At 63.9% G+C, this 24,710-nt stretch carries 19 protein-coding genes; 14 read left to right on the forward strand and 5 right to left on the reverse strand.

Annotation, left to right across the window (positions count from 1 at the left end):
- Positions 1-28: 28 nt before the first annotated feature.
- The 4 genes from F3J44_RS23165 to phhA all read right to left on the reverse strand — a co-directional run bounded on the left by F3J44_RS23165 (position 29) and on the right by phhA (position 7,234).
- A complete protein-coding gene (locus F3J44_RS23165; RefSeq protein WP_167276395.1) occupies positions 29-1,225 on the reverse strand; it encodes an MFS transporter in 1,197 nt (398 codons plus the stop codon).
- Between the two features lie 92 nt (positions 1,226-1,317).
- Positions 1,318-5,505 carry a deaminase domain-containing protein gene (locus tag F3J44_RS23170; protein WP_167276398.1) on the reverse strand — a complete coding sequence of 1,396 codons (4,188 nt, stop codon included), beginning with the start codon at positions 5,503-5,505 and terminating at the stop codon, positions 1,318-1,320.
- A 545-nt stretch (positions 5,506-6,050) separates the two neighbouring features.
- Positions 6,051-6,407 carry a 4a-hydroxytetrahydrobiopterin dehydratase gene (locus F3J44_RS23175; RefSeq protein WP_167059849.1) on the reverse strand — a complete coding sequence of 119 codons (357 nt, stop codon included), beginning with the start codon at positions 6,405-6,407 and terminating at the stop codon, positions 6,051-6,053.
- A gap of 38 nt (positions 6,408-6,445) precedes the next feature.
- Entirely contained in the window at positions 6,446-7,234 is a 789-nt protein-coding gene (phhA, locus tag F3J44_RS23180; protein ID WP_167059852.1) for a phenylalanine 4-monooxygenase, read from the reverse strand.
- Between the two features lie 254 nt (positions 7,235-7,488).
- On the opposite strand from phhA, the gene F3J44_RS23185 reads away from it, so the two are divergent.
- Positions 7,489-9,048: a sigma-54-dependent transcriptional regulator gene (locus F3J44_RS23185; protein ID WP_167276400.1), complete on the forward strand. Its 1,560-nt coding sequence runs from the start codon at positions 7,489-7,491 to the stop codon at positions 9,046-9,048.
- 139 nt (positions 9,049-9,187) lie between these two features.
- Here the strand turns inward: F3J44_RS23185 and F3J44_RS23190 are convergent, their stop codons facing one another.
- Positions 9,188-9,442 carry a DUF2790 domain-containing protein gene (locus F3J44_RS23190; RefSeq protein ID WP_167059858.1) on the reverse strand — a complete coding sequence of 85 codons (255 nt, stop codon included), beginning with the start codon at positions 9,440-9,442 and terminating at the stop codon, positions 9,188-9,190.
- A gap of 419 nt (positions 9,443-9,861) precedes the next feature.
- Between F3J44_RS23190 and acs the strand changes: the two genes are divergently transcribed.
- From acs to astE, 13 genes are all read left to right on the forward strand, one after another.
- Positions 9,862-11,823 (forward strand): acetate--CoA ligase, encoded by a 1,962-nt coding sequence (acs, locus tag F3J44_RS23195; protein WP_167059861.1) that lies wholly within the window; start codon positions 9,862-9,864, stop codon positions 11,821-11,823.
- Between the two features lie 544 nt (positions 11,824-12,367).
- Entirely contained in the window at positions 12,368-13,153 is a 786-nt protein-coding gene (locus F3J44_RS23200; protein WP_167059864.1) for an ABC transporter substrate-binding protein, read from the forward strand.
- A gap of 91 nt (positions 13,154-13,244) precedes the next feature.
- Complete coding sequence (locus F3J44_RS23205; RefSeq protein ID WP_167059867.1) at positions 13,245-13,934, forward strand: ABC transporter permease; 690 nt, start codon at positions 13,245-13,247, stop codon at positions 13,932-13,934.
- Complete coding sequence (locus F3J44_RS23210; protein ID WP_167276403.1) at positions 13,931-14,629, forward strand: ABC transporter permease; 699 nt, start codon at positions 13,931-13,933, stop codon at positions 14,627-14,629. Before F3J44_RS23205 ends, F3J44_RS23210 begins: the two co-directional genes overlap by 4 nt.
- A 22-nt stretch (positions 14,630-14,651) precedes the next feature.
- Positions 14,652-15,416: an ABC transporter ATP-binding protein gene (locus F3J44_RS23215; RefSeq protein ID WP_167059874.1), complete on the forward strand. Its 765-nt coding sequence runs from the start codon at positions 14,652-14,654 to the stop codon at positions 15,414-15,416.
- A 101-nt stretch (positions 15,417-15,517) separates the two neighbouring features.
- Positions 15,518-16,498 carry a transcriptional regulator ArgR gene (argR, locus tag F3J44_RS23220; protein WP_167276405.1) on the forward strand — a complete coding sequence of 327 codons (981 nt, stop codon included), beginning with the start codon at positions 15,518-15,520 and terminating at the stop codon, positions 16,496-16,498.
- A gap of 388 nt (positions 16,499-16,886) precedes the next feature.
- Positions 16,887-18,107 (forward strand): aspartate aminotransferase family protein, encoded by a 1,221-nt coding sequence (locus tag F3J44_RS23225; protein WP_167276408.1) that lies wholly within the window; start codon positions 16,887-16,889, stop codon positions 18,105-18,107.
- Between the two features lie 138 nt (positions 18,108-18,245).
- Positions 18,246-19,265, forward strand: coding sequence for an arginine/ornithine succinyltransferase subunit alpha (gene aruF, locus F3J44_RS23230; RefSeq protein WP_167059883.1), 1,020 nt, complete (start codon positions 18,246-18,248; stop codon positions 19,263-19,265).
- 79 nt (positions 19,266-19,344) lie between these two features.
- The gene (astA, locus tag F3J44_RS23235) at positions 19,345-20,373 is read left to right on the forward strand and encodes an arginine N-succinyltransferase (RefSeq protein ID WP_167059886.1); all 1,029 of its coding nucleotides are present in this window, start codon (positions 19,345-19,347) and stop codon (positions 20,371-20,373) included.
- A complete protein-coding gene (gene astD / locus F3J44_RS23240) occupies positions 20,374-21,837 on the forward strand; it encodes a succinylglutamate-semialdehyde dehydrogenase (RefSeq protein ID WP_167276410.1) in 1,464 nt (487 codons plus the stop codon). It abuts the gene before it with no gap.
- Positions 21,838-21,860: 23 nt separating this feature from the next.
- Positions 21,861-23,210: an N-succinylarginine dihydrolase gene (gene astB, locus F3J44_RS23245; RefSeq protein ID WP_167059892.1), complete on the forward strand. Its 1,350-nt coding sequence runs from the start codon at positions 21,861-21,863 to the stop codon at positions 23,208-23,210.
- Positions 23,211-23,224: 14 nt separating this feature from the next.
- Positions 23,225-23,515, forward strand: coding sequence for a topoisomerase II (locus F3J44_RS23250; protein WP_167276413.1), 291 nt, complete (start codon positions 23,225-23,227; stop codon positions 23,513-23,515).
- Between the two features lie 10 nt (positions 23,516-23,525).
- The gene (gene astE, locus F3J44_RS23255) at positions 23,526-24,533 is read left to right on the forward strand and encodes a succinylglutamate desuccinylase (RefSeq protein WP_167059898.1); all 1,008 of its coding nucleotides are present in this window, start codon (positions 23,526-23,528) and stop codon (positions 24,531-24,533) included.
- The last annotated feature ends 177 nt before the right edge of the window (positions 24,534-24,710 follow it).

Genomic DNA, 24,710 nt, shown 5'->3' on the forward strand with positions numbered 1-24,710 from the left:
TCGCGATGAGGCCGGTGCAGCCCGCGCATCATTCGGTTGGCCTGCGCCGGTGCTTAGCCTGCCGATACAGGTACAGGCTCAACCCCAACCCACAACACGCCGCCGCTGCCGCGAACAGAAACATCGAGGCAAACCCAAACCCCGATGCCACCGCCCCCACCAGCGGCCCGGTGATCCCCAGCGACAAGTCGATGAACAGCGAGTACGCCCCCACCGCCGCCCCGCGGTTGGCCGCCGATACCTGGTTCACCGCCTCCACCCCCAGCGCCGGGAACACCAACGAGAACCCGAACCCGCTCAGCGCCGCGCCCGCCAGGGCCAGTTCGGCATTGGGCGCCAGCCACAGCATCAGCAGCCCCACGGTTTCCACCGACAGGCAGGCAATCGCCACGCGGAACCCGCCAATGCGGTTGATCAGGTTGCCGAACAACAGGCGTGCACAAATGAAGCTGGCGCCGAACAGGCTCAGGGTCAGCGCTGCGTTCGCCCAGCCGCGGCTGGCGTAGTACAGGGTGATGAAGGTGGCGATGGTGCCGAAGCCGATGGAGCCCAGGGCCAGCCCCGACCCGTGCGGGAACACCTTGCCCAGTACCTGCATGAACGGCAGGCGCTTGCCGCTGACGATGGGCGCCGCCCGTTTCGGCCAGGCCAGCAGCAACCCCAGGCCACACAGCGCCAGGATGCTCACGCCCATGCTCCACAGCCCCAGGCCCTTGACCATCAGCACCCCCAGCGGGGCGCCAATGGCCAGTGCGCCATAGCTGGCGATGCCGTTCCAGGAAATGACCTTGGCCGTGTGCTCGGCACCGACTCGGCCGATGCCCCAGCCGATCGAGCCGGAGCCGACCAGGCTCTCGGCACTGCCCAGCACCAGCCGGCCGACCAGCAAGCAGGCCAGGCTGACCCAGGGCAGGTGGGTGAGGAAGGCGCAGGCCAGCATGAACACGCCGCTCAGGCCGCAGCCGAGCAGGCCATACATCACGGCCTTCTTGCTGCCGAGGTTGTCGATGATGCGGCTGGCAGTGGGGCGGCTGAGCAGGGTGGCCAGGTACTGCACGCTGATCACCAGCCCCGCGATCACGGCGCTGAAGCCCAGGTCGTTGTGCACGTAGCCGGGCAGTACGGCCAGGGGAATGCCGATGTTCAGGTAGCCGATGAAGGTGAACAGGACGATGGAGACGACTTGCCCGGTGATGGCAAGGTTGGTGGGCGTGCGTGCTGGCATTGCGGGGTCCATTGCTGCGGTAAGGCTGGCGGTAAGAGCCGCCATCTTAACCACAGCATGGCCGTTTGCGGGTGAACCTTTTCAGCCAGGGGTCAAACCGGGTACTCAAGCATCCAGGTCACACTGAAGCTGGCGTGTGGGTAATCCAGCCGCAAGCGCGGCAGGACGAAGCCCCCACACGAGCGGCAGGCATCGAGCAGGGTGAATACCTCGATGCGCTGCACCTCGTCGCGGCGCTCAAGCAGGCTGCGGTTCAGCGCGGCCGCAATATGCCGTTCGGCATCGAGGTGGCGCTGGTGGTGGCGTATCGACAGGAAGTCCGCACGGCGCAGGGTGGTCAGCTCGCTGAACCGAGGGTCTGATGGCCGCCCCACGTTCTGCTGGCGTGCATCGATATAGCGCACGGCGCCAGAGGCGTTGGCCTCGGGCACGACTTCCAATGCGCGCCTGCCAGGCGTGCCGGACAAGGCGAAGAACACCACGCGGCTCTGGTCCTTCAGGGTGACGCTGGCGAAGGCCAGGTTGGCGGGGTAAAGATGCTGGCGCAGGGCCTGAAGGGCGCCGTCATCGAGTCGCTCCAGCCCGGCCATGGGGGTGTAGGCCGAGCGGCTGCCTTGGGCCGGTAGCAAGTGGTCGAGAATTTCCAGTACCCGCTGGCGCGCCGGGGGGCTGGCGTCGTTGAATTGCAACCAGTGCGGGATGATCTCCTTGTTCAAGCCGATCACGCCCCGCCTGGCAAGCCCGGCCAGGGCGTCCTGGGCCGAGTTCTGGGTCAGGATGTTGGCTGCGTAATCCGGGATCAGTTCCTCTTGCACGGAGTCGAAAAACGCTTGGTACTCCGAGGGTAGGTAGGGGGCGAATGCCCGCCGCTGGGCGATCCAGTCGCGCAGCAACTGGGCCAAGTTGTCGATATCGCGCTGCAAGTCAGGGTGCTCGGCCACGATGCGGTAGGTTTCGCTGATCTCCAGGTATTTCTCGATGGCGTGCTCGTCGGTAATCCTCTGCAGCCTGCGGCGAAGCGCCCGGGGTGGTTGTGGCAGCCTGTGCGGCTGTGCTGGGGCGTCCAGCAAGCGCACTTGCCACGCCCAGGGCTGGTAAGGCGCGCCATAGAACACCCCCAGGTCGGCCTCGACCACCAGCCACTGCTCATCTTGCCAATCGATTAGCGCACCGCGCAGGGTGCGGCGATCCGGGATGGTGCGTGCCAGCCCGCCCAGGCGCACTGGCGGGCAGTGCTCGGTGACTGTCCTGACGTACTCGGCTGGCATGTCTAGCGGTAGGCCGAAACGCAGTTCAGGCGATGGGTCGACCACGATGTGCCGGTGGTAAACAGGCGGGGAGAGGATACCCAGGCGCAACTGGGCCTGCTCGACTGGCAAGGGCTTCACGCCTTTGGGGGTGCCAGGCGCGTGAACCAGTACCTTGCCTTCGCGCACCATCACCTGCGCCCAGGTATCGAAGCGCGTGTTCTGTGGCCTGTAGCGTATCGGTGCCGGTTCGATTCGAATGGTCTGGAAGGCCTGGCTGACCTTTTGCCCGAAGCGCGGCGTGCCAGCATCATGGGGTGGCGGTGAAAAGCTCAAGGCGATGCGTGCTTGTTGGTCGGGGTAGGGCACCGGCACCACGGTGGCGGACTGGCCCAGCAGCGGTTCATGGGCCAGGCGGCGTGCCAGCCCGGTGCTGTTCGCAGACGGGAGGCGATAGGCCGCGCCCTGCACGATCATGTCCAGCGTATGGTCGTCACGGGGAATCAGCGTGGACGACCCAGGCAGGTTCCAGGCCGCTGATGCTTCATCGCCGGGTATCCGTTCGAGCAGCAGGGCATCGGGCGTCTGGCCCGGCAGTGCCTTGCGCTGCACCGTCAGTTCCCCGGCCTGTGGCGTTACCTGGGCCAATTCAGGCGCGCTGTGCCAGCGCCTGGGGCTTGTGGGCGGCGCGTTGAAACTCGTCGGTACCGGTACGTTGCTCCAGCGCCGGGCGGCGCGAATGGCACTCAGGCGCGAGCTGGCGGCGCTTTGGCCGAGGACGCCGGGCAGCCTGGCCAATGCCTTGAACTTGCGCCCGCCCAGCGAAATGACCGACCCTTTCAAGGTGGCGATATCCATGATGCACGCTGCGGCATCGATTTCACTGTCTGGCGCTATGCAGTCAAGGCCGGGAACCAGGTTGGCGAACACGCGCTGCAGGTAGCGCCAGAGGCTGACCGACTGGCGTTCAGCGAGGAATTGCTCATGCGGGGTGGCACCTTTGCCCAGGGCATGCAGCAGCTCGCGGTTGCCCAGGGCGATGGCGCTGGCGTAAAACCGGGCAAGGGCGCCGAGGCGGTCTTGCGTGGGGGCTTCGCCAATGGGGTGCAGGCGGGGAAAGTCTGCGGCCAGCCAGGGCAGTGCTGTTTGGTTGTAGTCGCTGTAGTGCAGTGTCAGTCGCTCGGCCAGGCCCTGTGGCGAGGTATCGGCAACGGTGTGGGTTCGCCATGCCATGCGTTCCGGGAACAGCTCGTAGAGCGTGTCGCCGGCATGGATTACCAAGCCTTGGGTGGCCGTCTGCTGCCGCCAGTCGGCTTCGGGGCTGGAGCCATAGTCTGGTCGCCCGTGCGCGCCGATGTAGACGGGCCAGGTTACCGCGTAGGCTGCCCAGGCGGTATCGCGCAGTTGCTCGTGCAGGTCCTGCGGCAAGTGGCTCAGGCAGCGCTGCAGGGTGGTTTGGTAGACGGTGATGGCGCGTGCTTCCCAGGTGCTGAATGCCGACTCGTACCAGGCGCTTGGGTCTGGCAGCCGGTCGATGTGAGCGTAGCCGGCGCCGTGGTCGAGGTACCTGAGCAGGTGCAGGTGGTTGTCCACATCGCGCGAGTCGGGGTCGATGCGGACCTGGAGCAGTTGGCGGCGGGCTTCTTCGAAGCGGTCGGGCAGGTCGTCCAGGCTCACCACATCCCTGATTGCCAGGTAGCGGTGCAGGGCCAGTTGCCATTGCTGGTCCGACCAGGGCGGGGGCTGCTCGAACCCGCCACGCAGCGGCGCCCATACGCCAAGGGCCTGGCGCAGAGCCTGCTCGGGAACCGGGTCATCGGTTGCGGGTAGTGAGTACAGCACTTGCTCTGCGTTGTCGAAGGTCATTGGCTGCTGGCGCGCCTGCACAATCAGCGCACCTTGGTGGATTGCCATCCAGCGCAGATCGGGTTCGAGGGTGAAGTCGGCTGGGCAATCAGCCAGTAGCAGCTCGGGGGCGAAACGGCGCATCAGCAGCTCGCCGGCCAGTGCCGCCAACGCGGGGGTGCAATCGAGGCTGGCCTGGAGGCTGTTGAGCAGGTCGAGGCGGATGTCCTCGATCGCCAAGCCGGCATGCTCGGGGCTGAACAGGTCGAAGTCCTTGATGAACCCTGGCTGGCGCGCTTCGGGCGGGTAGAGCACATCGATCAACGCCTGTTCGGCCAGGGCGCGCACGTCCGACCCGGCCGCCCATTCTGCGGCGTCGGCCAATTGCTTGGCCCATTGGCTGAACGCAGCCCCCTGCAGCAGGGCATCGAGCGCCTGGGTCGCTGGCGCGTTCAATGCCGCGCCCGGCAGCAACACCTTGCCGTGCTGGTTGGGCGTCGCGCCTGCCTGCCGCTCCCGCGTGGTCGGCCGGCGATAGCGCGTGCCTTGTGCGTAGGCATCTGCGCCCAGGGTGTTGAACAGCCGCACGGCCTGGTGTTCGTCGTGGGCGGCAGGCAACAGGTGGGCGACCAGCGTTGGCAGTGTCAGGTAGTCGTCCAGTGCCAGGGGGGAGGCCGGTGCCCGGGGCGGTAGCTCGACCAGGGGCAGGCGCGGGTACAGCAATATGGCAGCGGCCAGGAAGCAGTCGCGGCGGCTTGCGCAGGCCTGGCGGGCCCAGAGTGACTGGGCAAGGCTGCAGCTGGCATAGGGCTGGGTGAGGGTGGGGCCTTCGGCCAGCCCTGCGATCAATGTGCTGTCGGCAGCGGCGATGACGGTACTGGCCAGCTTGGCGTGCAGGCGTGCCACCAGTTCTGGGGGCGCCAGGCTATCGACGGGGCGCTGCAGAATACGGTTGAAATGCTCGCGCGCCGCTTCGCTGGCAAAGGCGTCAGTCAGTTGCTGGCGCAGGGTGTGATCGCGCAGGTCGGTGGGGAACAGGGCGTCCAACCCCAGCGCTTGGTCAAAATGCCGGCTGAGCGAGGTTTGCAGGGTTAGCGGGCCGGACACTGCGCTATGCAGGCGCACGCTTTCGATGTCCAGGGCCTTTATTCGGGCCAACAGTGGGGTGGGGTCTGTGCTGGGTGACATGGCTCAACCTCTCGATGTGTGGAGGCATGAGTCTGTCGAGGGCTGAGCCGCGCAGGTGGTAGCAGGTTGTTGCGCAGGCGCTGATCGGGACGGTGTGAAAACGCGATGACGGCGGTGGCCCGCAGGTCAGCCGTTTTCACACAGTCGCAGGGATTGCGCAGTTATTCCTGGTCAGCGCTGGATTGATCGTCGCCATCCTCGACGCCAGGCGTCGGTTCGGAGTGGGCAGCAACGGTTGGCTCTTCTGGGTTCAGGCTTGGGAAGGGAAGATTCGGGATTTCATGCATCTCGTCGTTCCTCGCAAGTGTGAGTGAAAAGTCTGCGCCAGGCGCGTTCGGGGCTTCGAAAAGCTCGGGCAGGATACACAAGTCTGGATGACAGTTTGTATTTTTTCCCGGTCGCCTGTCGGTTTTGCGGGCGGATACCGGACGCATAGAGGCACCGCATGCGCGGTGCATCGCGAGCTTTGCTCGCTCCTACGAAAGGGTCGCACACCCCCGGTAGGAGCGAGCACAGCTCGCGATGCGTGCGCTCAGGCAATGCAGTTACTTGCGCCCTTCAGCGCCCTCGGCCACCTTGTCGGTACGTGCGCACATGATGAAATCGTTGCGGTGCAGGCCCTTGATCGAGTGGCTCCACCAGGTCACGGTGACCTTGCCCCATTCGGTCAGCAAGCCAGGGTGATGGCCTTCGGCCTCGGCGATTTCACCGATGGCGTTGGTGAATGCCAGGGCATGCTTGAAGTTCTTGAACAGGAACACGCGCTCAAGCTCCATATGGCCGTCGCGGACTTCGATGTTCCAGTCCGGGATTTCGCGGATCAGCTCGGCCAGTTCATCGTCGGTGACTTTCGGCGCGTCGGCGCGGCAGGCTTCGCAGTGGGCTTGGTTCAAGGCATTCATGGTGGGTTTTCCCGTTCGAGTTGTTATCGGCAAGGTGCTCAGGCAGCGGCCTTGGGTGGAAATTTCGGTGCGTGCAGCCCCAGCTGCATGGCCTGGTGGACCATGGCCATGATGTCTTCGTGGGCCAGGTCGAACAGGCGCTTCATGTTCGGCAGCACGAAGTACACCGGCTGCAGGATGTCGATGCGGTACGGCGTGCGCATGGCCTCGACCGGGTCGAAGGCCTGGTGCTCAGGCGCGGCCGACAGGCTGTAGACGGTTTCCTTCGGCGAGGAGAGGATGCCGCCGCCGTAGATCTTGCGTCCCTGGGCGGTTTCCATCAGGCCGAACTCGATGGTCATCCAGTACAGACGCGCCAGATACACCCGTTGTTCCTTGGTCGCGGCTAGGCCGAGCTTGCCATAGGTGTGGGTGAATTCGGCGAAGAACGGGTTGGTCAGCAGTGGGCAGTGGCCGAAGATCTCGTGGAAGATGTCCGGTTCCTGCAGGTAGTCCAGTTCTTCTGGGGTGCGGATGAACGTCGCCACCGGGAAGCGCTTGCTGGCGAGCAGTTCGAAGAAGGTTTGGAAGGGGATCAGCGCCGGCACCCGGGCGACTTGCCAGCCGGTGGTTGCGCCCAGCACCTTGTTCACCTCGCCCAGCTGCGGGATGCGGTCATGGGGCAGCTTGAGCTGGTCGATGCCGTCGAGGTATTCCTGGCACGCACGGCCTTCGATGACCTTCAGCTGGCGGGTAATCAGCGTGTTCCACACCGCATGCTCTTGCTGCGGGTAGTCGATAAAACCATGCGCATCGGGCTCGCGTGCCACGTACTGCGTCTGTTTCATGTGGCTCTCCTGGTGAGGGCTTTCTTGTTATGTCCACGACATGCATCAGAAATAGCCCTTCACGGGAGCATTTGCACGGGGGTGACAGGGTAGCCGGGTGCTTGATTTCGGTATTTTTGTAACGATAATTTTACAAAAGCGGCCGGGTATCGGAAAATTCGCCTCGTCAGGCGGGCAAAACCTGTGTTTTTGTCAGCTTATCTTTACGACTTTTCTGCGGATAGTTGAAAAACTTCGCCGCTTCGAGAGCTTCCATGCGCATCAAAGTGCACTGCCAGAACCGCATCGGCATTCTTCGCGACATCCTCAACTTGCTGGTGGAGTACGGCATCAACGTGCTGCGCGGCGAAGTCGGCGGCGACCATGGCAACGCCATCTACCTGCACTGCCCGAACCTGATCAACCTGCAGTTCCAGGCGCTGCGGCCCAAGTTCGAGGCGATTGCCGGGGTGTTTGGCGTCAAGCGGGTAGGGCTGATGCCCAGCGAACGCCGGCACATGGAACTGAACGCCTTGCTCGGCGCACTGGACTTTCCGGTGCTGTCGATCGACATGGGCGGCAGCATCGTTGCCGCCAACCGCACCGCTGCGCAGCTGCTCGGGGTGCGGGTGGATGAAGTGCCGGGCATGCCGCTGGCGCGCTACGTGGAAGACTTCGACCTGCCGGAGCTGGTGCGGGCCAACAAGTCACGCATCAACGGCCTGCGCATCAAGGTCAAGGGCGATGTGTTCCTGGCCGACATCGCGCCCTTGCAATCCGAGCATGACGACAGCGAAGCCCTGGCCGGCGCCGTACTGACCTTGCACCGAGCCGACCGTATCGGTGAGCGTATCTACAACGTGCGCAAGCAGGAGCTGCGCGGCTTCGACAGCATCTTCCAAAGCTCGCGGGTGATGGCTGCGGTGGTGCGCGAGGCACGGCGGATGGCGCCGCTGGATGCGCCCTTGCTGATCGAGGGCGAAACCGGCACTGGCAAGGAGCTGTTGGCCCGCGCCTGCCACCTGGCCAGCCCCCGTGGCCAGGCGCCGCTGATGGCACTCAATTGCGCCGGCCTGCCGGAGTCGATGGCGGAAACCGAACTGTTCGGCTATGGCCCCGGTGCCTTCGAGGGCGCGCGTGCCGAGGGCAAGCTGGGGCTGCTGGAGCTGACTGCCGGTGGCACGCTGTTCCTCGATGGGGTGGGGGAGATGAGCCCGCGCCTGCAGGTGAAATTGCTGCGCTTCCTGCAGGACGGGTGCTTTCGCCGTGTAGGCAGCGATGAAGAGGTGTACCTGGATGTGCGGGTGATCTGCGCCACCCAGGTGGACCTGTCCGAGCTCTGCGCCCATGGCGAGTTTCGCCAGGACCTGTACCACCGGCTCAACGTGCTGTCGTTGCACATACCGCCGCTGCGTGAGTGCATGGACGGCCTTGAAGGCCTGGTGCAGCACTTTCTTGACCAGGCCAGCCGGCAAATCGGCTGCGCCCTGCCGCGCCTGGCGCCGGCGGCGATGGACAAACTTGGCCACTACCATTGGCCGGGCAATGTACGGCAACTGGAAAACGTATTGTTCCAGGCCGTTTCTTTATGCGAAGGCGGGGTGGTGAAAAGCGAACATATACGCCTGCCGGATTATGGCGTGCGGCAACCGTTGGGCGAGTTTTCCCTGGACGGTGACCTGGCGCAGATTGTTGGGCGTTTTGAAAAGGCGGTGTTGGAAAGCCTGATGGGCGAGTTTCCAAGTAGCCGGGCCTTGGGGAAAAGATTAGGGGTTTCGCATACTACCATTGCCAACAAGTTGCGGGATTATTCCCTGGGCAAGTCGGCGGATTAAGTAAGGTTGTTTTTAAATTGTTAGTTGGGTGTGAACTTCTTCGCGGGGCAAGCCCGCTCCTACAGGTGCAGCGCGACGCCATTGCGTAGGGGCGGGCTTGCCATTGCGAATGGGGCCACGGGGGCCCCGTTCACTGGGCTCAACCGTTGGAGCAGCCGTTCCCCATCACGCGGTATTCGAGAATGTGCTTCTGACCCTTGGAGTCTTCATAGGTCATGCGCGCTGGCACCACTTCGCAGACATTGGGCACTTCGCTCATGGAAATGACGCGGGCGATGTCCAGGTGCTGCGAGTAACTGTACTGTTCAACCGGAATCTGCTCGACATCGTTTGCCTCGGCGGCCATGGCCGCGCTGCAAAGACCGCCAAGTACCAATACCAGTAAAGCTTTCATTTTCTATTTACCTGTCTAAGGTCGTGAGGGGGCACGCGGCGCTTGTGGCGCCGCGGGTACAGCTTCAGTTCAACTAGCCAAATAAGAGGGGGATTAACGTTTGCCTTCGTGGGGGCTGTTTCCAGTGGTTAATCGCCTTGCCGTTGCTGGCGAGGTGAATCTTATGCCTGGGCAACTAAAGGAAACAGACTGCGTTTTGATAAAGTTTTTTCGCCTTTTGCCAGAATCTGTAACAATCCCCCGGCAAAATCCCCTGCCTTTTTCCTTCGCCAGGCCGCCGGCTGCGGGCTAGAGCCTTTGCCGTGTGTTGCGTGAAGATTTGCCCCGCGCGCTACTACCATCGTCGAATGGCTTTTGCCGCTCTGGTACAGTTACAAACGGTTCCATACAAAAACAACTATTACACCGAGGTAACACAGATGAGTGCGGCTCCACTGTATCCCGTTCGTCCCGAGGTTGCGGCCACTACCCTGACCGACGAGGCCACCTACAAGGCCATGTACCAGCAATCGGTGATCAACCCGGACGGCTTCTGGCGCGAGCAGGCCCAGCGCATCGACTGGATCAAGCCATTCACCAAGGTCAAGCAGACGTCCTTCGACGACCACCACGTCGACATCAAGTGGTTCGCGGACGGCACCCTGAACGTGTCCTCCAACTGCCTGGACCGTCACCTGGAAGAACGTGGCGACCAGTTGGCCATCATCTGGGAAGGCGATGACCCTTCCGAACACCGCAATATCACCTACCGCGAGCTGCACGAGCAGGTTTGCAAGTTCGCCAACGCCCTGCGTGGCCAGGACGTGCACCGTGGCGACGTGGTCACCATCTACATGCCGATGATTCCCGAAGCCGTGGTGGCCATGCTGGCCTGTGCGCGCATCGGCGCGATCCATTCGGTGGTGTTCGGCGGCTTCTCGCCCGAAGCCCTGGCCGGGCGCATCATCGACTGCAAGTCCAAGGTGGTGATCACCGCCGACGAGGGCGTGCGAGGCGGGCGCCGTACCCCGCTGAAGGCCAACGTCGACCTGGCGCTGACCAACCCGGAAACCAACAGCGTGCAGAAGATCATCGTGTGCAAGCGCACCGGTGGCGACATCGCCTGGCACCAGCACCGCGACATCTGGTACGAAGACCTGATGAAGGTTGCTTCCAGCCACTGCGCGCCGAAGGAAATGGGCGCCGAAGAGGCGCTGTTCATCCTTTATACCTCCGGCTCCACCGGCAAGCCCAAGGGCGTGCTGCACACCACCGGCGGCTACCTGGTGTACGCCGCGCTGACCCATGAGCGCGTCTTCGACTACCGCCCGGGCGAGGTGTACTGGTGCACCGCCGACGTTGGTTGGGTCACCGGCCACAGCTACATCGTCTACGGCCCGCTGGCCAATGGCGCCACCACCGTGCTGTTCGAAGGCGTGCCGAACTACCCGGACATCACCCGCGTGTCGAAAATCGTCGACAAGCACAAGGTCAATATCCTCTATACCGCGCCCACTGCCATCCGCGCGATGATGGCCGAAGGCCAAGCTGCTGTTGCAGGCGCCGACGGCTCCAGCCTGCGCCTGCTGGGTTCGGTGGGCGAGCCGATCAACCCGGAGGCGTGGAACTGGTACTACAAGACCGTGGGCAAGGAACGCTGCCCGATCGTCGACACCTGGTGGCAGACCGAAACCGGCGGCATCCTGATCAGCCCGCTGCCGGGCGCAACCGGGCTCAAGCCAGGCTCGGCGACCCGCCCGTTCTTCGGCGTGGTGCCTGCGCTGGTGGACAACCTGGGTAACCTGATCGAAGGGGCCGCCGAGGGCAACCTGGTGATCCTCGACTCCTGGCCAGGCCAGTCGCGTTCGCTGTACGGCGACCACGACCGTTTCGTCGACACCTACTTCAAGACCTTCCGTGGCATGTACTTCACCGGCGACGGTGCGCGCCGCGACGAAGACGGCTACTACTGGATCACTGGCCGTGTGGATGACGTGCTGAACGTGTCGGGCCACCGCATGGGGACCGCCGAGATCGAGAGCGCCATGGTCGCCCACGCGAAGGTGGCCGAGGCGGCCGTGGTGGGTGTGCCGCACGACATCAAGGGGCAGGGTATCTATGTGTACGTCACCCTCAATGCCGGCACCGAGCCGAGCGAGCAACTGCGCCTTGAGTTGAAGAACTGGGTGCGCAAGGAGATCGGCCCGATTGCTTCGCCGGATGTGATCCAGTGGGCGCCGGGGCTGCCGAAAACCCGCTCGGGCAAGATCATGCGGCGGATCCTGCGCAAGATCGCCACGGCCGAGTACGATGCATTGGGTGATATCTCGACCCTGGCCGACCCAGGGGTGGTGCAGCACCTGATCGACACCCACAAGGCGATGCACCTGGCTTCGGCCTGATCGCTGCGCAAATGAGCGCCGCGTGCGGCGCATCGCGAGCGTTGCTCGCTCCTACCGGGATTGTGCAGGGCTGGTAGAAGCGAGCGACGCTCGCGATGCGTCACGCGCGGCGCTTGGCTGTTACCCGACATTCATCGGTAACTGTTCTGTCACCGATTACGCACAAGGTCGGGGCGCAAGGAAACAGTTCTGCGCCATTGTAGTGCGATTTTTCACCTTTTCTTGTAAGGCGGCACGCTACACTTGCCGGATTACAAGGCTTTGCCAATAATAGGCCCGCTAATTGCTAGGTCTATAGGTTATTTCCCTTGAGCTCTTGCATGTTTTGCAAAAGCTGTCAACATCGCCCGCCGCGATTTCAAGCGCTTCTGTAAGTAGTTGTCGCTTTGAAGAAATATCGACTACCGGGCTGTCGTTAAAATGCCACTCACTCGCTCGTGGTCTGCGACCTTGGTCGAACCTGCGCGGCTCGCGTTGTACCCATTCGCATATCGGGCAGCTGTTACCCCTGCCTCGTATTGCCCCGTACCGATGGAGTTACCTGATGAAGAAGCTCGCACTGCTTGGCGCCCTGGCGCTTTCCGTGTTTTCCCTGGTATCCCAGGCCGATGAAAAGCCGTTGAAAATCGGCATCGAAGCCGCTTACCCACCCTTCGCCTTCAAGCAGCCGGACGGCAGCATCGCCGGTTTCGACTACGACATCGGCAATGCCCTGTGTGAAGAGATGAAGGCCAAGTGTACCTGGGTGGAGCAGGAGTTCGACGGCCTGATCCCGGCACTGAAAGTGCGCAAGATCGACGCCATCCTGTCGTCCATGTCGATCACCGACGACCGCAAGAAGTCGGTCGACTTCACCAAGCGCTACTACCTGACCCCGGCGCGCCTGGTGATGAAGGAAGGTACCGCCGTCAGCGCAAGCCTCGACGAACTCAAGGGCAAGAAGATCGGTGTGCAGCGCGGTTCGATCCACGACCGTTTCGCCAAGGAAGTGCTGGCACCCAAAGGCGCCACCGTCGTTCCCTACGGCACCCAGAACGAAATCTACCTGGATGTCGCCGCCGGCCGCCTGGACGGCACCGTGGCCGACGCCACCCTGCTCGAAGACGGTTTCCTGAAAACCGACGCCGGCAAGGGCTTCGCCTTCGTTGGCCCATCGTTCACCGACGTGAAGTACTTCGGTGACGGCGTTGGCATTGCCGTGCGCAAGGGCGACGACGCCAACCGCGAGCGCATCAACAAGGCCATCGACGCCATCCGCGCCAACGGCAAGTACAAAGAAATCGAGAAGAAGTACTTCAACTTCGACATCTACGGTCCAGACTCGAACTAAGACGTCGAGTTTCACCTGTGCAATGGTGCAAACAGCAGAAGCTCTGAGGTTTGCACCATTTTTCATTCCCAAGCCCTGAGGAATCCCAATCATGTTGAAAGGCTATGGGGCAGTCATCCTCGACGGGGCGTGGCTGACGCTGCAGCTCGCCCTGTCGTCGATGGCCCTGGCCATTGTCCTCGGCCTGATCGGCGTGGCGCTGCGCTTGTCGCCGGTGCGCTGGCTGGCCTGGCTGGGGGATCTGTATTCCACGGTGATTCGTGGCATCCCCGACCTGGTCCTGATCCTGCTGATCTTCTACGGCGGCCAGGACCTCATCAACCGGGTGGCACCGCTGCTCGGCTATGACGACTACATCGACCTGAACCCGCTGGTGGCCGGTATCGGCACGCTGGGCTTCATTTTCGGCGCGTACCTGTCGGAAACCTTCCGCGGTGCGTTCCTCGGTATTCCCAAGGGCCAGGCCGAAGCCGGCGTGGCCTATGGCATGAGCGCGCGCCAGGTGTTCTTCCGCATCCAGGTGCCGCAGATGATTCGCCTGGCCATCCCGGGCTTCACCAACAACTGGCTGGTGTTGACCAAGGCCACGGCACTGATTTCGGTGGTCGGCCTGCAGGACATGATGTTCAAGGCCAAGCAGGCCGCCGACGCCACCCGCGAACCCTTCACCTTCTTCCTGGCAGTGGCCGCGCTGTACCTGGTGCTGACCAGTATCTCGCTGCTGGCGCTGAAGTATCTGGAACGCCGCTACTCGGTGGGCGTCAAGGTGGCTGAACTATGATCTTCGACTACAACGTCGTCTGGGAGGCCATGCCGCTGTACCTTGGCGGCCTGCTGACCACCCTCAAGCTGCTGGCGCTGTCGCTGCTGTTCGGCCTGCTGGCGGCCATTCCGCTGGGCCTGATGCGCGTGTCCAAGCGGCCGCTGGTGAACGTGTCGGCGTGGCTCTACACCTACGTCATCCGCGGCACGCCGATGCTGGTGCAGCTGTTCCTGATCTACTACGGCCTGGCCCAGTTCGAGGTGGTGCGCGAAAGTATCTTCTGGCCGTGGCTGTCCAGCGCAACCTTCTGCGCCTGCCTGGCCTTTGCCATCAACACCAGTGCCTACACCGCGGAAATCATCGCCGGCAGCCTCAAGGCCACGCCCCATGGCGAGATCGAGGCGGCCAAGGCCATGGGCATGTCGCGCATGAAGATGTACCGCCGCATCCTGTTGCCATCGGCCTTGCGCCGGGCACTGCCGCAGTACAGCAACGAAGTGATCATGATGCTGCAGACCACCAGCCTGGCGTCGATCGTCACCTTGATCGACATCACCGGTGCCGCACGCACGGTCAACGCCCAGTACTACCTGCCTTTCGAGGCCTATATCACGGCGGGCGTGTTCTACCTGTGCCTGACCTTCATCCTCGTGCGCCTGTTCAAGATGGCCGAACGCCGCTGGCTCGGCTACCTGGCGCCGCGCAAGCACTGAACGCTCTGTGAGAACCGACAGCATGTACAAACTCGAAGTCCAAGACCTGCACAAGCGCTATGGCAGCCATGAAGTGCTCAAGGGCGTGTCCCTGGCGGCCAAGGCGGGCGATGTGATCAGCATCATCGGCTCCAGCGGTTCGGGCAAGTCGACCTTCCTGCGCTGCATCAACCTGCTGGAGCAGCCGCACGCAGGAAAGATTCTGCTCAACAACGAAGAACTCAAGTTGCTGCCTGGCAAGGACGGCGCGCTCAAGGCGGCCGACCCGCGCCAACTGCAACGCATGCGTTCGCGGCTGTCGATGGTGTTCCAGCACTTCAACCTGTGGTCGCACATGACGGCGCTGGAAAACATCATCGAGGCACCGGTGCATGTGCTGGGCGTCAACAAGAAGGAAGCCCTGGAAAAGGCCGAGCATTACCTGAACAAGGTGGGCGTGGCGCACCGCAAGGACGCCTTCCCTGGCCATATGTCGGGCGGCGAGCAACAACGTGTGGCAATTGCCCGGGCCCTGGCCATGGAGCCAGAGGTTATGCTGTTCGACGAACCGACGTCGGCATTGGACCCGGAGCTGGTGGGTGATGTGCTCAAGGTCATGCAGGCCTTGGCCCAGGAAGGCCGGACCATGGTCGTGGTAACCCACGAAATGGGCTTTGCCCGTGAAGTGTCGAACCAGCTGGTGTTCCTGCACAAGGGCCTGGTGGAGGAAACCGGCTGCCCGCGTGAGGTGCTGGCCAACCCGCAATCGGAACGGCTCAAGCAGTTCCTTTCCGGCAGCCTGAAGTAAAAGGCTGCACCTTTGCACCAAAGTAGGGCATGCTGCGCAGCGAGCGCCGCATGCCCTGGCGCCACAGACTCGAACGATCCCAAGGTTTCGGACCGCACCCTATGACCACCCAGCGAATCGGTTTTCTCATCTGGCCAAGCACCAAGCCTTTGACCCTGGCGCTGGCGGAGGAAGTGTTGCAGGTGGCCCAGCACGTGCACCCCGAGGTGGTCTACGAGCTGGCTTTCCTGCAGGCAGAGCCGGCCGAGGAGGGCGCCTGGCGTTTGCCGGGCGAGCCGTGGAGCGGGCGCCTGGAAGGGTGCCACAAGCTGTTTCTGCTGGCCGACGACCTGCCCCAGGCGGTGGGTTCGTCGCTGGCGGCGGCGCTCAAGCAGCTGGCGCGCAGCGGTTGCATGATCGGTGGCCTGTCCGCCGGCGTGTATCCCTTGGCGATGCTCGGCCTGCTCGATGGCTACCGTGCGGCGGTGCACTGGCGTTGGCAGGACGACTTCGCCGAGCGCTTCCCCAAGGTGATTGCCACCAGCCACCTGTTCGACTGGGACCGTGATCGCCTCACCGCGTGTGGCGGTATGGCCGTCACCGACCTGTTGCTGGCGGTGCTGGCCCGTGACCATGGGGCGGAACTGGCCGGTGCGGTGTCCGAGGAGCTGGTGGTCGAGCGGATTCGCGAAGGGGGCGAGCGTCAGCGCATTCCGTTGCAGAACCGGCTGGGCTCCAGCCATCCGAAGCTGACCCAGGCGGTGCTGTTGATGGAAGCCAACATCGAGGAGCCGCTGACCACCGACGAGATCGCCCAGCATGTGTGCGTATCGCGCCGGCAACTGGAGCGTATCTTCAAGCAGTACCTGAACCGCGTGCCGAGCCAGTATTACCTGGAGCTGCGGCTGAACAAGGCGCGGCAGATGCTGATGCAGACCAGCAAGTCGATCATCCAGATCGGCTTGTCGTGCGGGTTCTCCTCGGGGCCGCATTTTTCCAGTGCCTACCGCAACTTCTTCGGCGCCACGCCGCGGGAAGACCGCAACCAGCGGCGCAGCAGCAGCCCGTTCGAGTTGAGCTCGGCGCCGGCTGAGAAGGGCTGAGATTCTGTTGGGGCCGGGGTGTATGCCTTGGGATTGATGGTGGCGCGGATACCGAGCGCCGCCCGCGCGGCGCATTGTAGGAGCGGGCTTGCCCCGCGAAGCGCCGCGGGAGCGGCGCTCGATCTCCCAGGCGCCACAAAAATCTCGACATACCCCCGCGTCTGACCAATCCCCCTCAATCCTTGTGCACACCCGTTCACCCAGCCCCCTCTCTCCCGTACACTGCGCGATTGCGACAGTGTTTGTCGCATTGCCGAAAGCCTTGGTAAAACTGGGTTTTGCGCTGTAACAAGTTGTCGCTTGGCCGCAAGGACAGGCGTGGATCAGTCCTTACAATCCCCCCATCGCTCGCCAATTCCAGGCCAGCGTTCCTCTTCAGGAGACTCAGATGTCCGTTGAGCAAGCCCCGGTGCAACGTGCCGATTTCGACCAGGTCATGGTTCCCAACTATTCTCCGGCGGCCTTCATTCCTGTGCGAGGCGAGGGCTCCCGCGTTTGGGACCAGTCCGGTCGCGAACTCATCGACTTTGCCGGCGGCATCGCGGTGAACGCCCTGGGCCATTGCCACCCGGCGCTGGTCAAGGCCCTGACCGAACAGGCCAACACCCTCTGGCACGTGTCCAACGTCTTCACCAACGAGCCGGCCCTGCGCCTGGCCCACAAGCTGGTTGACGCCACCTTTGCCGACCGCGCGTTCTTCTGCAACTCCGGCGCCGAGTCCAACGAGGCCGCCTTCAAGCTGGCCCGCCGCGTTGCCCACGACCGCTTCGGCCCCGAGAAGCATGAAATCATCGCCACCGTGAACAGCTTCCACGGCCGTACCCTGTTCACCGTCAGCGTCGGTGGCCAGCCGAAGTATTCCGACGGCTTCGGCCCGAAGATCACCGGCATCAGCCATGTGCCGTACAACGACTTGGAAGCGCTGAAGGCGCAGATTTCCGACAAGACCTGCGCCGTGGTGATCGAGCCGATCCAGGGCGAGAGCGGTGTGGTGCCGGCCGACAAGGCCTACCTGGAAGGCGCGCGCAAGCTGTGTGACGAGCACAACGCCCTGCTGATCTTCGATGAAGTGCAAACCGGCGTTGGCCGTACCGGCTCGCTGTACGCCTACCAGCACTTCGGCGTAACCCCCGATATCCTCACCAGCGCCAAGAGCCTGGGCGGCGGCTTCCCGATCGGCGCCATGTTGACCACCAGCGAGCTGGCCAAGCACCTGGCAGTTGGCACCCACGGCACCACCTACGGTGGCAACCCACTGGGCTGCGCCGTTGCCTGCGCAGTGCTGGATGTGGTCAACACGCCAGAAACCCTGGCCGGTATCAAGGCCAAGCACGAGCGCTTCAAAACCCGCCTGGAAAAGATCGGCCAGCAATATGGCCTGTTCACCCAGGTGCGTGGCGTCGGCCTGCTGATCGGCTGTGTGCTGAGCGACGCCTGGCATGGCAAGGCCAAGGACGTGCTCAATGCTGCTGAAAAAGAAGGTGTGATGGTGCTGCAGGCTGGCCCCGATGTGGTCCGCTTCGCCCCAAGCCTGGTGGTGGAAGACGCCGACATCGACGAAGGCCTGAACCGCTTCGAACGCGCCGTGGCGCAACTGACCCAGGCCTGATTCGCCTGCGGTCCCTTCACCGGCCGCGCCTGGACAAGGCGCGCTGCCGGTGAACCCCGAATTCCAGTGCGGGCGCCAGCGTGCCCGCCGTTTTTCCGTGCCGTCACGAATGGCCCGTTTTTCCAAAGGAGTGACACCATGCTGGTGATGCGCCCCGCGCAAATGGCTGACCTGAACGAAGTGCAGCGCATGGCTGCCGACAGCCCCGTTGGTGTCACCTCGCTGCCGGACGATGCCGCCCGCCTGGGCGACAAGATTGCCGCCTCGGAAACCTCCTTCGCCGCCGAAGTCAGCTTCAATGGCGAAGAGAGCTACTTCTTCGTGCTGGAGGACAGCGACACCGGCAAGCTCGTTGGCTGCTCGGCCATTGTCGCCTCGGCCGGCTATTCCGAGCCGTTCTACAGCTTTCGCAATGAAACCTTCGTGCACGCCTCGCGCGAGCTGAAGATCCACAACAAAATCCACGTGCTGTCGCTGTGCCATGACCTCACCGGCAACAGCCTGCTCACCAGCTTCTATGTGCTGCCGGAGCTGGTCAACAGCGGCTGGGCCGAGCTCAACTCGCGTGGGCGCCTGCTGTTCATGGCGGCGCACCCCGAGCGCTTTGCCGATTCGGTGGTGACCGAAATCGTCGGCTTCAGCGACGAGCAGGGCGAGTCGCCGTTCTGGGATGCCATCGGCCGCAACTTCTTCGACCTCAACTACGCCGATGCCGAACGCCTGTGCGGGCTCAAGAGCCGCACCTTCCTTGCCGAGCTGATGCCGCATTACCCGATCTACGTGCCACTGCTGCCCGACGAGGCCCAGGAGGCCATGGGCCAGGTGCACCCGCGGGCGCAGATCACGTTCGACATCCTGATGCGCGAAGGCTTCGAGACCGAGCACTACATCGACATCTTCGATGGCGGGCCAACCCTGCATGCCCGTGCCTCGGGTATTCGCTCGATTGCCCAGAGCCGCGTGGTGCCGGTGAAAGTGGACGACACCCCGGTCAAGGGCGGGCGCCCGTACCTGGTGTGCAACGGCCAGTTGCAGGATTACCGCGCCGTGCTGCTGGAGTTGGACTGGGTGCCGGGCAAGCCGGTCATCCTGAGCAGCCAGGCGGCCGATGCCCTGGGGGTTGGCGAAGGCGCCAGCGTGCGCCTGGTCGCTGCCTGAGCCACGCCGCGCCAGGAACAGCGCTTGGCGAGTATAGAGAGTCATGCGGCCGGCATTGGCCGCCGCACAAGGAGATAGCATGATCGTCCGTCCCGTACGCAGCAGCGATTTACCCGCGCTGATCGAATTGGCACGCAGCACCGGCACCACCGGCCTGACCACCTTGCCGGCCAACGAGCAGCGCCTGGGCCACCGTGTTGGCTGGGCCGAGAAAAGCTTCCGTGGCGAGGCCGAGCGCGGCGACACCGACTACTTGTTCGTGCTGGAAAACGACGAAGGGCTGGTGGTGGGCATCAGTGCCATCGCGGGCGCCGTCGGCCTGCGCGAGCCCTGGTACAACTACCGGGTTGGCCTCACCGTCAGCGCCTCGCAGGAACTGAACATCTACCGCGAGATCCCGACCCTGTTCCTGGCCAACGACCTGACCGGCAACTCCGAGCTGTGCTCGTTGTTCCTGCGCAGCGACTACCGCTCCGGGCTCAATGGCCGCCTGCTGTCCCGCGCGCGCATGCTGTTCATTGCCGAGTTCCCCGAGCTGTTTGGCAAGAAGATTATCGCCGAGATGCGCGGCATGTCCGACGAGCACGGCCGCTCGCCGTTCTGGGAATGCCTGGGCCGGCACTTCTTCAAGATGGAGTTCAGCCAGGCCGACTACCTCACCGGTGTGGGCAACAAGTCGTTCATCGCCGAGCTGATGCCCAAGTTCCCGCTGTACACCTGCTTCCTGTCCGAGGATGCGCGCAATGTCATCGGCCGCGTGCACACCGACACCGAGCCTGCGCTGGCGATGCTCAAGCAGGAAGGCTTCAACTACCAGGGCTACGTCGACATCTTCGACGCAGGCCCGGCCATCGAGTGCGAAACCTCGAAGATCCGTGCGGTGCGCGACAGCCAGACCCTGGTGCTGGCCGTGGGCACGCCAGGCGATGACGCCACCCCTTACATCATTCACAACCGCAAGCGTGACGACTGCCGCATCACCGCAGCGCCAGCGCGCCTGGCCGCGGGCACCCTGGTGGTCGACCCGCTGACCGCCAAGCGCCTGCGCATGGGCGCTGGCGACAACGTGCGCGCCGTGCCGCTGTCGGCCAGCCGGGAGGCCTCGTAAATGACCACGCATTACATTGGCGGCCAGTGGCAGGCCGGCCAGGGCGAAGCCCTGGAATCGCTCAATCCGGTCAGCCAGGCCGTGGTGTGGGCCGGGCAGGGCGCTGATGCCGGCCAGGTCGAGGCTGCCGTGAAGGCGGCGCGCCAGGCCTTTCCAGCCTGGGCGCAACTGAGCCTGGAGGCGCGCATCGACGTGCTGGAGCGGTTCGCCGACCAGCTGCGCCAGCATGCCGAGGCGCTGGCCCACTGCATTGGTGAAGAAACCGGCAAGCCGTTGTGGGAGTCGGCCACGGAAGTGACCAGCATGGTCAACAAAGTGGCGATCTCGGTGCAGGCCTACCGCGAGCGCACGGGTGAGAAAAGTGGCCCGCTGGCCGACGCTACCGCTGTGCTGCGGCACAAGCCCCACGGTGTGGTGGCGGTGTTCGGCCCGTACAACTTCCCCGGCCACCTGCCCAACGGGCATATCGTGCCGGCGCTGCTGGCAGGCAACTGCGTCGTGTTCAAGCCCAGCGAGTTGACCCCCAAGGTTGCCGAGCTGACCGTCAACTGCTGGGTTGCCGCCGGCTTGCCGCCAGGCGTGCTGAACCTGCTGCAGGGGGCGCGCGAAACAGGCGTGGCGCTGGCCGCCAACCCTGGCATCGATGGCCTGTTCTTCACTGGCTCCAGCCGCACCGGCAACCTGCTGCACCAGCAGTTCGCGGGCCGCCCGGACAAAATCCTCGCCCTGGAAATGGGCGGCAACAACCCGCTGCTGGTGGATGAGGTCAAGGACCTGGACGCGGCGGTGTACACCATCATCCAGTCGGCGTTCATTTCCGCCGGCCAGCGCTGCACCTGTGCGCGCCGCCTGCTGGTGCCGCAGGGCGCCTGGGGCGACGCGCTGCTGGCGCGCCTGGTCGAGGTGTGCAAGGCCATCACGGTCGGCGCTTTCGATGCCCAGCCGGCACCGTTCATGGGGTCGGTGATTTCCCTGCAGGCGGCGCGGGCATTGCTCGCGGCCCAGGCCGAGCTGGTTGCCAAGGGGGCGCTGACGCTGCTGGAAATGACCCAGCCGCAGGCTGACGCCGCGCTGCTTACCCCGGGCATCGTGGATGTGACGGCGGTGGCCGAGCGCCCGGATGAAGAGTTCTTCGGCCCGCTGCTGCAGGTGATTCGCTACGCCGACTTCGATGCCGCCATCGACGAGGCCAACAATACCCAGTACGGCCTGGCTGCCGGCCTGTTGTCCGACTCCCGCGCACGCTACCAGTACTTCTGGCTGCGCAGCCGTGCCGGCATCGTCAACTGGAACAAGCAACTCACCGGTGCCGCCAGCAGTGCCCCGTTTGGCGGTGTCGGCGCCAGTGGCAACCACCGCGCCAGCGCCTACTACGCCGCTGACTACTGCGCGTACCCCGTGGCTTCGCTGGAGACCGCCAGCCTTGCCCTGCCGGCGACCCTGACGCCGGGCGTCACCCTATAACAACAGGTCACGGAGCCTAGCCGATGAAATCCTATGAAGTGAATTTTGATGGCCTGGTGGGGCCAACCCACAACTACGGCGGCCTGTCCTACGGCAACGTGGCATCGCAGAGCAACAGCCAGCAAGGTTCGAACCCTCGGGAAGCGGCGCGCCAGGGCCTGGCGAAGATGAAAGCGCTGGCCGACATGGGCTTCAAGCAAGGCGTGCTGGCGCCCCAGGAGCGCCCTGACGTGGCCGCCCTGCGCCGCCTGGGCTTTGCCGGCAGCGACGCCGAGGTGATCCAGCGCGCGGCCAGGGAAGCCATGCCGCTGCTGGTGGCTAGCTGCTCGGCATCGAGCATGTGGGTGGCCAATGCCGCCACGGTCAGCCCCAGTGCCGATACCGCCGATGGTCGCGTGCATTTCACCGCCGCCAACCTCAACTGCAAGTACCACCGCAGCATCGAGCACCCGACCACCAGCCGTGTGCTGGCGGCCATGTTCAACAATGAGCAACACTTTGCCCACCACCCGGCGCTGCCAGCTGTGGCACAGTTCGGTGACGAGGGCGCGGCCAACCACACGCGCTTTTGCCGCGCCTATGGCGAGCCCGGCGTCGAGTTCTTCGTGTATGGCCGTAGCGCCTTCGACAGCCGCTACCCGGCGCCGCAGAAGTACCCGGCCCGCCAGACCCTGGAAGCCTCGCAGGCCGTTGCCCGGCTGCACGGGCTGAGCGAGGGGGGCGTGGTCTACGCTCAACAGAACCCGGCGGTAATCGACCAGGGCGTGTTCCATAACGATGTGATTTCGGTAGGCAATGGCGAGGTGCTGTTCTACCACGAGGATGCCTTCCTCGACACCGATACGGTGCTGGGCCAACTGCAGGCTAAACTGGCCAGCAAGGGCGGCAACTTCCAGGCCATTCGCGTGCCGCGGGCGGCGGTTGCGGTAGAGGACGCCGTGCGTTCCTACCTGTTCAACAGCCAGTTGCTCAGCCGTGAGGACGGCTCGATGTTGCTGGTGGTGCCGGAAGAGTGCCGTAACAACGAGCGGGTCTGGGCGTACCTGGGCCAGCTTACCGCCCAGGGCGGCGCGGTGAAGGAGGTCAAGGTGTTCGACCTCAAGCAGAGCATGCAGAACGGCGGTGGCCCGGCTTGCCTGCGCTTGCGCGTGGCCTTGAAGGAAACGGAACTGGCGGCGGTCAACGAAGGCGTTATCATGACCGCCACGCTGTACGACACCCTGCTGCAGTGGGTCGACAAGCATTACCGCGACCGCCTCGGCGAAGCCGACCTTGCCGACCCGCAGTTGCTGGTGGAGTGCCGTACGGCACTGGATGAGTTGACCCAGATCCTCAAGCTGGGTTCGGTCTATCCGTTCCAACGCCAACCTTGAAGAGAGACTTTGCAATGACCGACGCCCTGCGCCTTATCCTGGAAGATGAAGACGGTACCCAACTGGAAACCTCCTGCACCCGCTTTGCCGTAGTTTGGCAAGGCAAGGAAGTGTGGATTCAGCAGGACGGCCGTGGCCAGCTGCTGATCGGCGTGGATGTCGAGGAAGGCGACACCGAGTACGCCAACCTGCTGCTGCGCCCGATGGCCACCAACCTGGTCAGCCTGCAGCTGGAAATGGAACCGGCCGAAGCCGGTGAAGATGACGACCACGTCCACGGCCCCGACTGCGGCCACCACCACTAAGGAAGCGCCTATGCTCGCCCTTGGCAAATTGCTTGAGCTGACCCTCACCGATCACGAACCGGCCGAGAAGACCCAAGTGACACCCAAGGGCGTGCGCCTGCGCTGGCTGGGCGAGGGCGCCCTGGAAGTTCGCCCCGCCGAAGCCGAGGACTGCGGGCTCGACCTGCTGTTGTCGGCGGGCATCCATGGCAATGAGACGGCGCCGATCGAATTGCTCGAACGGCTGCTGCACGGCGTGGCCAATGGCAAGATCAAGCCCAGGGCGCGGGTGCTGTTCCTGTTCGGCAACCCGGCGGCGATCCGCAAGGGCGAGCGTTACATCGAACAGGACATCAACCGCCTGTTCAATGGCCGCCACGAGCTGTCCAGTGGTTTCGAGGCGCTGCGTGCTGCAGAACTGGAGCAGTTCGCCCGGGTGTTTTTCAGCAAGCCCGAGCGCACCCGCCTGCACTACGACCTGCATACCGCCATCCGTGGCTCGAAGATCGAGCAGTTCGCCTTGTACCCCTACAAGGAGGGGCGCCAGCATTCGCGCCGTGAGCTGGCACGCCTGGCGGCAGCCGGCATGGAGGCGGTGCTGCTGCAAAGCAAGTCGTCGATCACCTTCAGTGCCTTCACCTATGAACAACTCGGCGCCGAGGCCTTTACCCTGGAGCTGGGCAAGGCGCGGCCATTCGGGCAGAACGAGCAGGTCAACCTCGACCGCCTGGAGCTGCGCCTGATCCAGATCATCGAGGGCACCGAGCCCGAGCCCGAAGCCTCGCTCGATGGCTTGAAGCTGTTCAGCGTGGCCCGCGAGATCATCAAGCACAGCGACAGCTTCCACCTGCACCTGCCAGCGGACATCGAGAACTTCTCCGAGCTGAGCAAGGGTTACCTGCTGGCCGAAGACCTGGCGGAAATGCGCTGGGTGGTGGAGGAGGAGGGCGCGCGGATCATCTTCCCCAACCCCAAGGTCAAGAATGGCCTGCGGGCGGGTATCCTGATCGTGCCCGATTCAGGCCAGCGCCTGGCCTAGCCAGCAGCCGCGCTGAACGGGTAGGAGCGAGCGTAGCTCGCGATGCGCCGCTGCGCGGCGCTCGCCCATGAAAACCTTTTAATTCACCGTCTGTTCCATTTTCCCTTCCCTTGGGCGGTAATGGGCTTGCCAGTGGCGAAAGGCAGCATTTAGCATCCGTTCATGTCGTTTTCGTTT

This window comes from Pantoea sp. Tr-811 (genome assembly GCF_011752535.1).
Taxonomy (GTDB): domain Bacteria; phylum Pseudomonadota; class Gammaproteobacteria; order Pseudomonadales; family Pseudomonadaceae; genus Aquipseudomonas.

Coding starts and splice junctions, on each gene's coding strand:
- F3J44_RS23165 (WP_167276395.1), bottom strand. CDS start 1,225: ATGCCAGCACGCACGCCCACCAACCTTGCCATCACCGGGCAAGTCGTC.
- F3J44_RS23170 (WP_167276398.1), bottom strand. CDS start 5,505: ATGTCACCCAGCACAGACCCCACCCCACTGTTGGCCCGAATAAAGGCC.
- F3J44_RS23175 (WP_167059849.1), bottom strand. CDS start 6,407: ATGAATGCCTTGAACCAAGCCCACTGCGAAGCCTGCCGCGCCGACGCG.
- phhA (WP_167059852.1), bottom strand. CDS start 7,234: ATGAAACAGACGCAGTACGTGGCACGCGAGCCCGATGCGCATGGTTTT.
- F3J44_RS23185 (WP_167276400.1), top strand. CDS start 7,489: ATGCGCATCAAAGTGCACTGCCAGAACCGCATCGGCATTCTTCGCGAC.
- F3J44_RS23190 (WP_167059858.1), bottom strand. CDS start 9,442: ATGAAAGCTTTACTGGTATTGGTACTTGGCGGTCTTTGCAGCGCGGCC.
- acs (WP_167059861.1), top strand. CDS start 9,862: ATGAGTGCGGCTCCACTGTATCCCGTTCGTCCCGAGGTTGCGGCCACT.
- F3J44_RS23200 (WP_167059864.1), top strand. CDS start 12,368: ATGAAGAAGCTCGCACTGCTTGGCGCCCTGGCGCTTTCCGTGTTTTCC.
- F3J44_RS23205 (WP_167059867.1), top strand. CDS start 13,245: ATGTTGAAAGGCTATGGGGCAGTCATCCTCGACGGGGCGTGGCTGACG.
- F3J44_RS23210 (WP_167276403.1), top strand. CDS start 13,931: ATGATCTTCGACTACAACGTCGTCTGGGAGGCCATGCCGCTGTACCTT.
- F3J44_RS23215 (WP_167059874.1), top strand. CDS start 14,652: ATGTACAAACTCGAAGTCCAAGACCTGCACAAGCGCTATGGCAGCCAT.
- argR (WP_167276405.1), top strand. CDS start 15,518: ATGACCACCCAGCGAATCGGTTTTCTCATCTGGCCAAGCACCAAGCCT.
- F3J44_RS23225 (WP_167276408.1), top strand. CDS start 16,887: ATGTCCGTTGAGCAAGCCCCGGTGCAACGTGCCGATTTCGACCAGGTC.
- aruF (WP_167059883.1), top strand. CDS start 18,246: ATGCTGGTGATGCGCCCCGCGCAAATGGCTGACCTGAACGAAGTGCAG.
- astA (WP_167059886.1), top strand. CDS start 19,345: ATGATCGTCCGTCCCGTACGCAGCAGCGATTTACCCGCGCTGATCGAA.
- astD (WP_167276410.1), top strand. CDS start 20,374: ATGACCACGCATTACATTGGCGGCCAGTGGCAGGCCGGCCAGGGCGAA.
- astB (WP_167059892.1), top strand. CDS start 21,861: ATGAAATCCTATGAAGTGAATTTTGATGGCCTGGTGGGGCCAACCCAC.
- F3J44_RS23250 (WP_167276413.1), top strand. CDS start 23,225: ATGACCGACGCCCTGCGCCTTATCCTGGAAGATGAAGACGGTACCCAA.
- astE (WP_167059898.1), top strand. CDS start 23,526: ATGCTCGCCCTTGGCAAATTGCTTGAGCTGACCCTCACCGATCACGAA.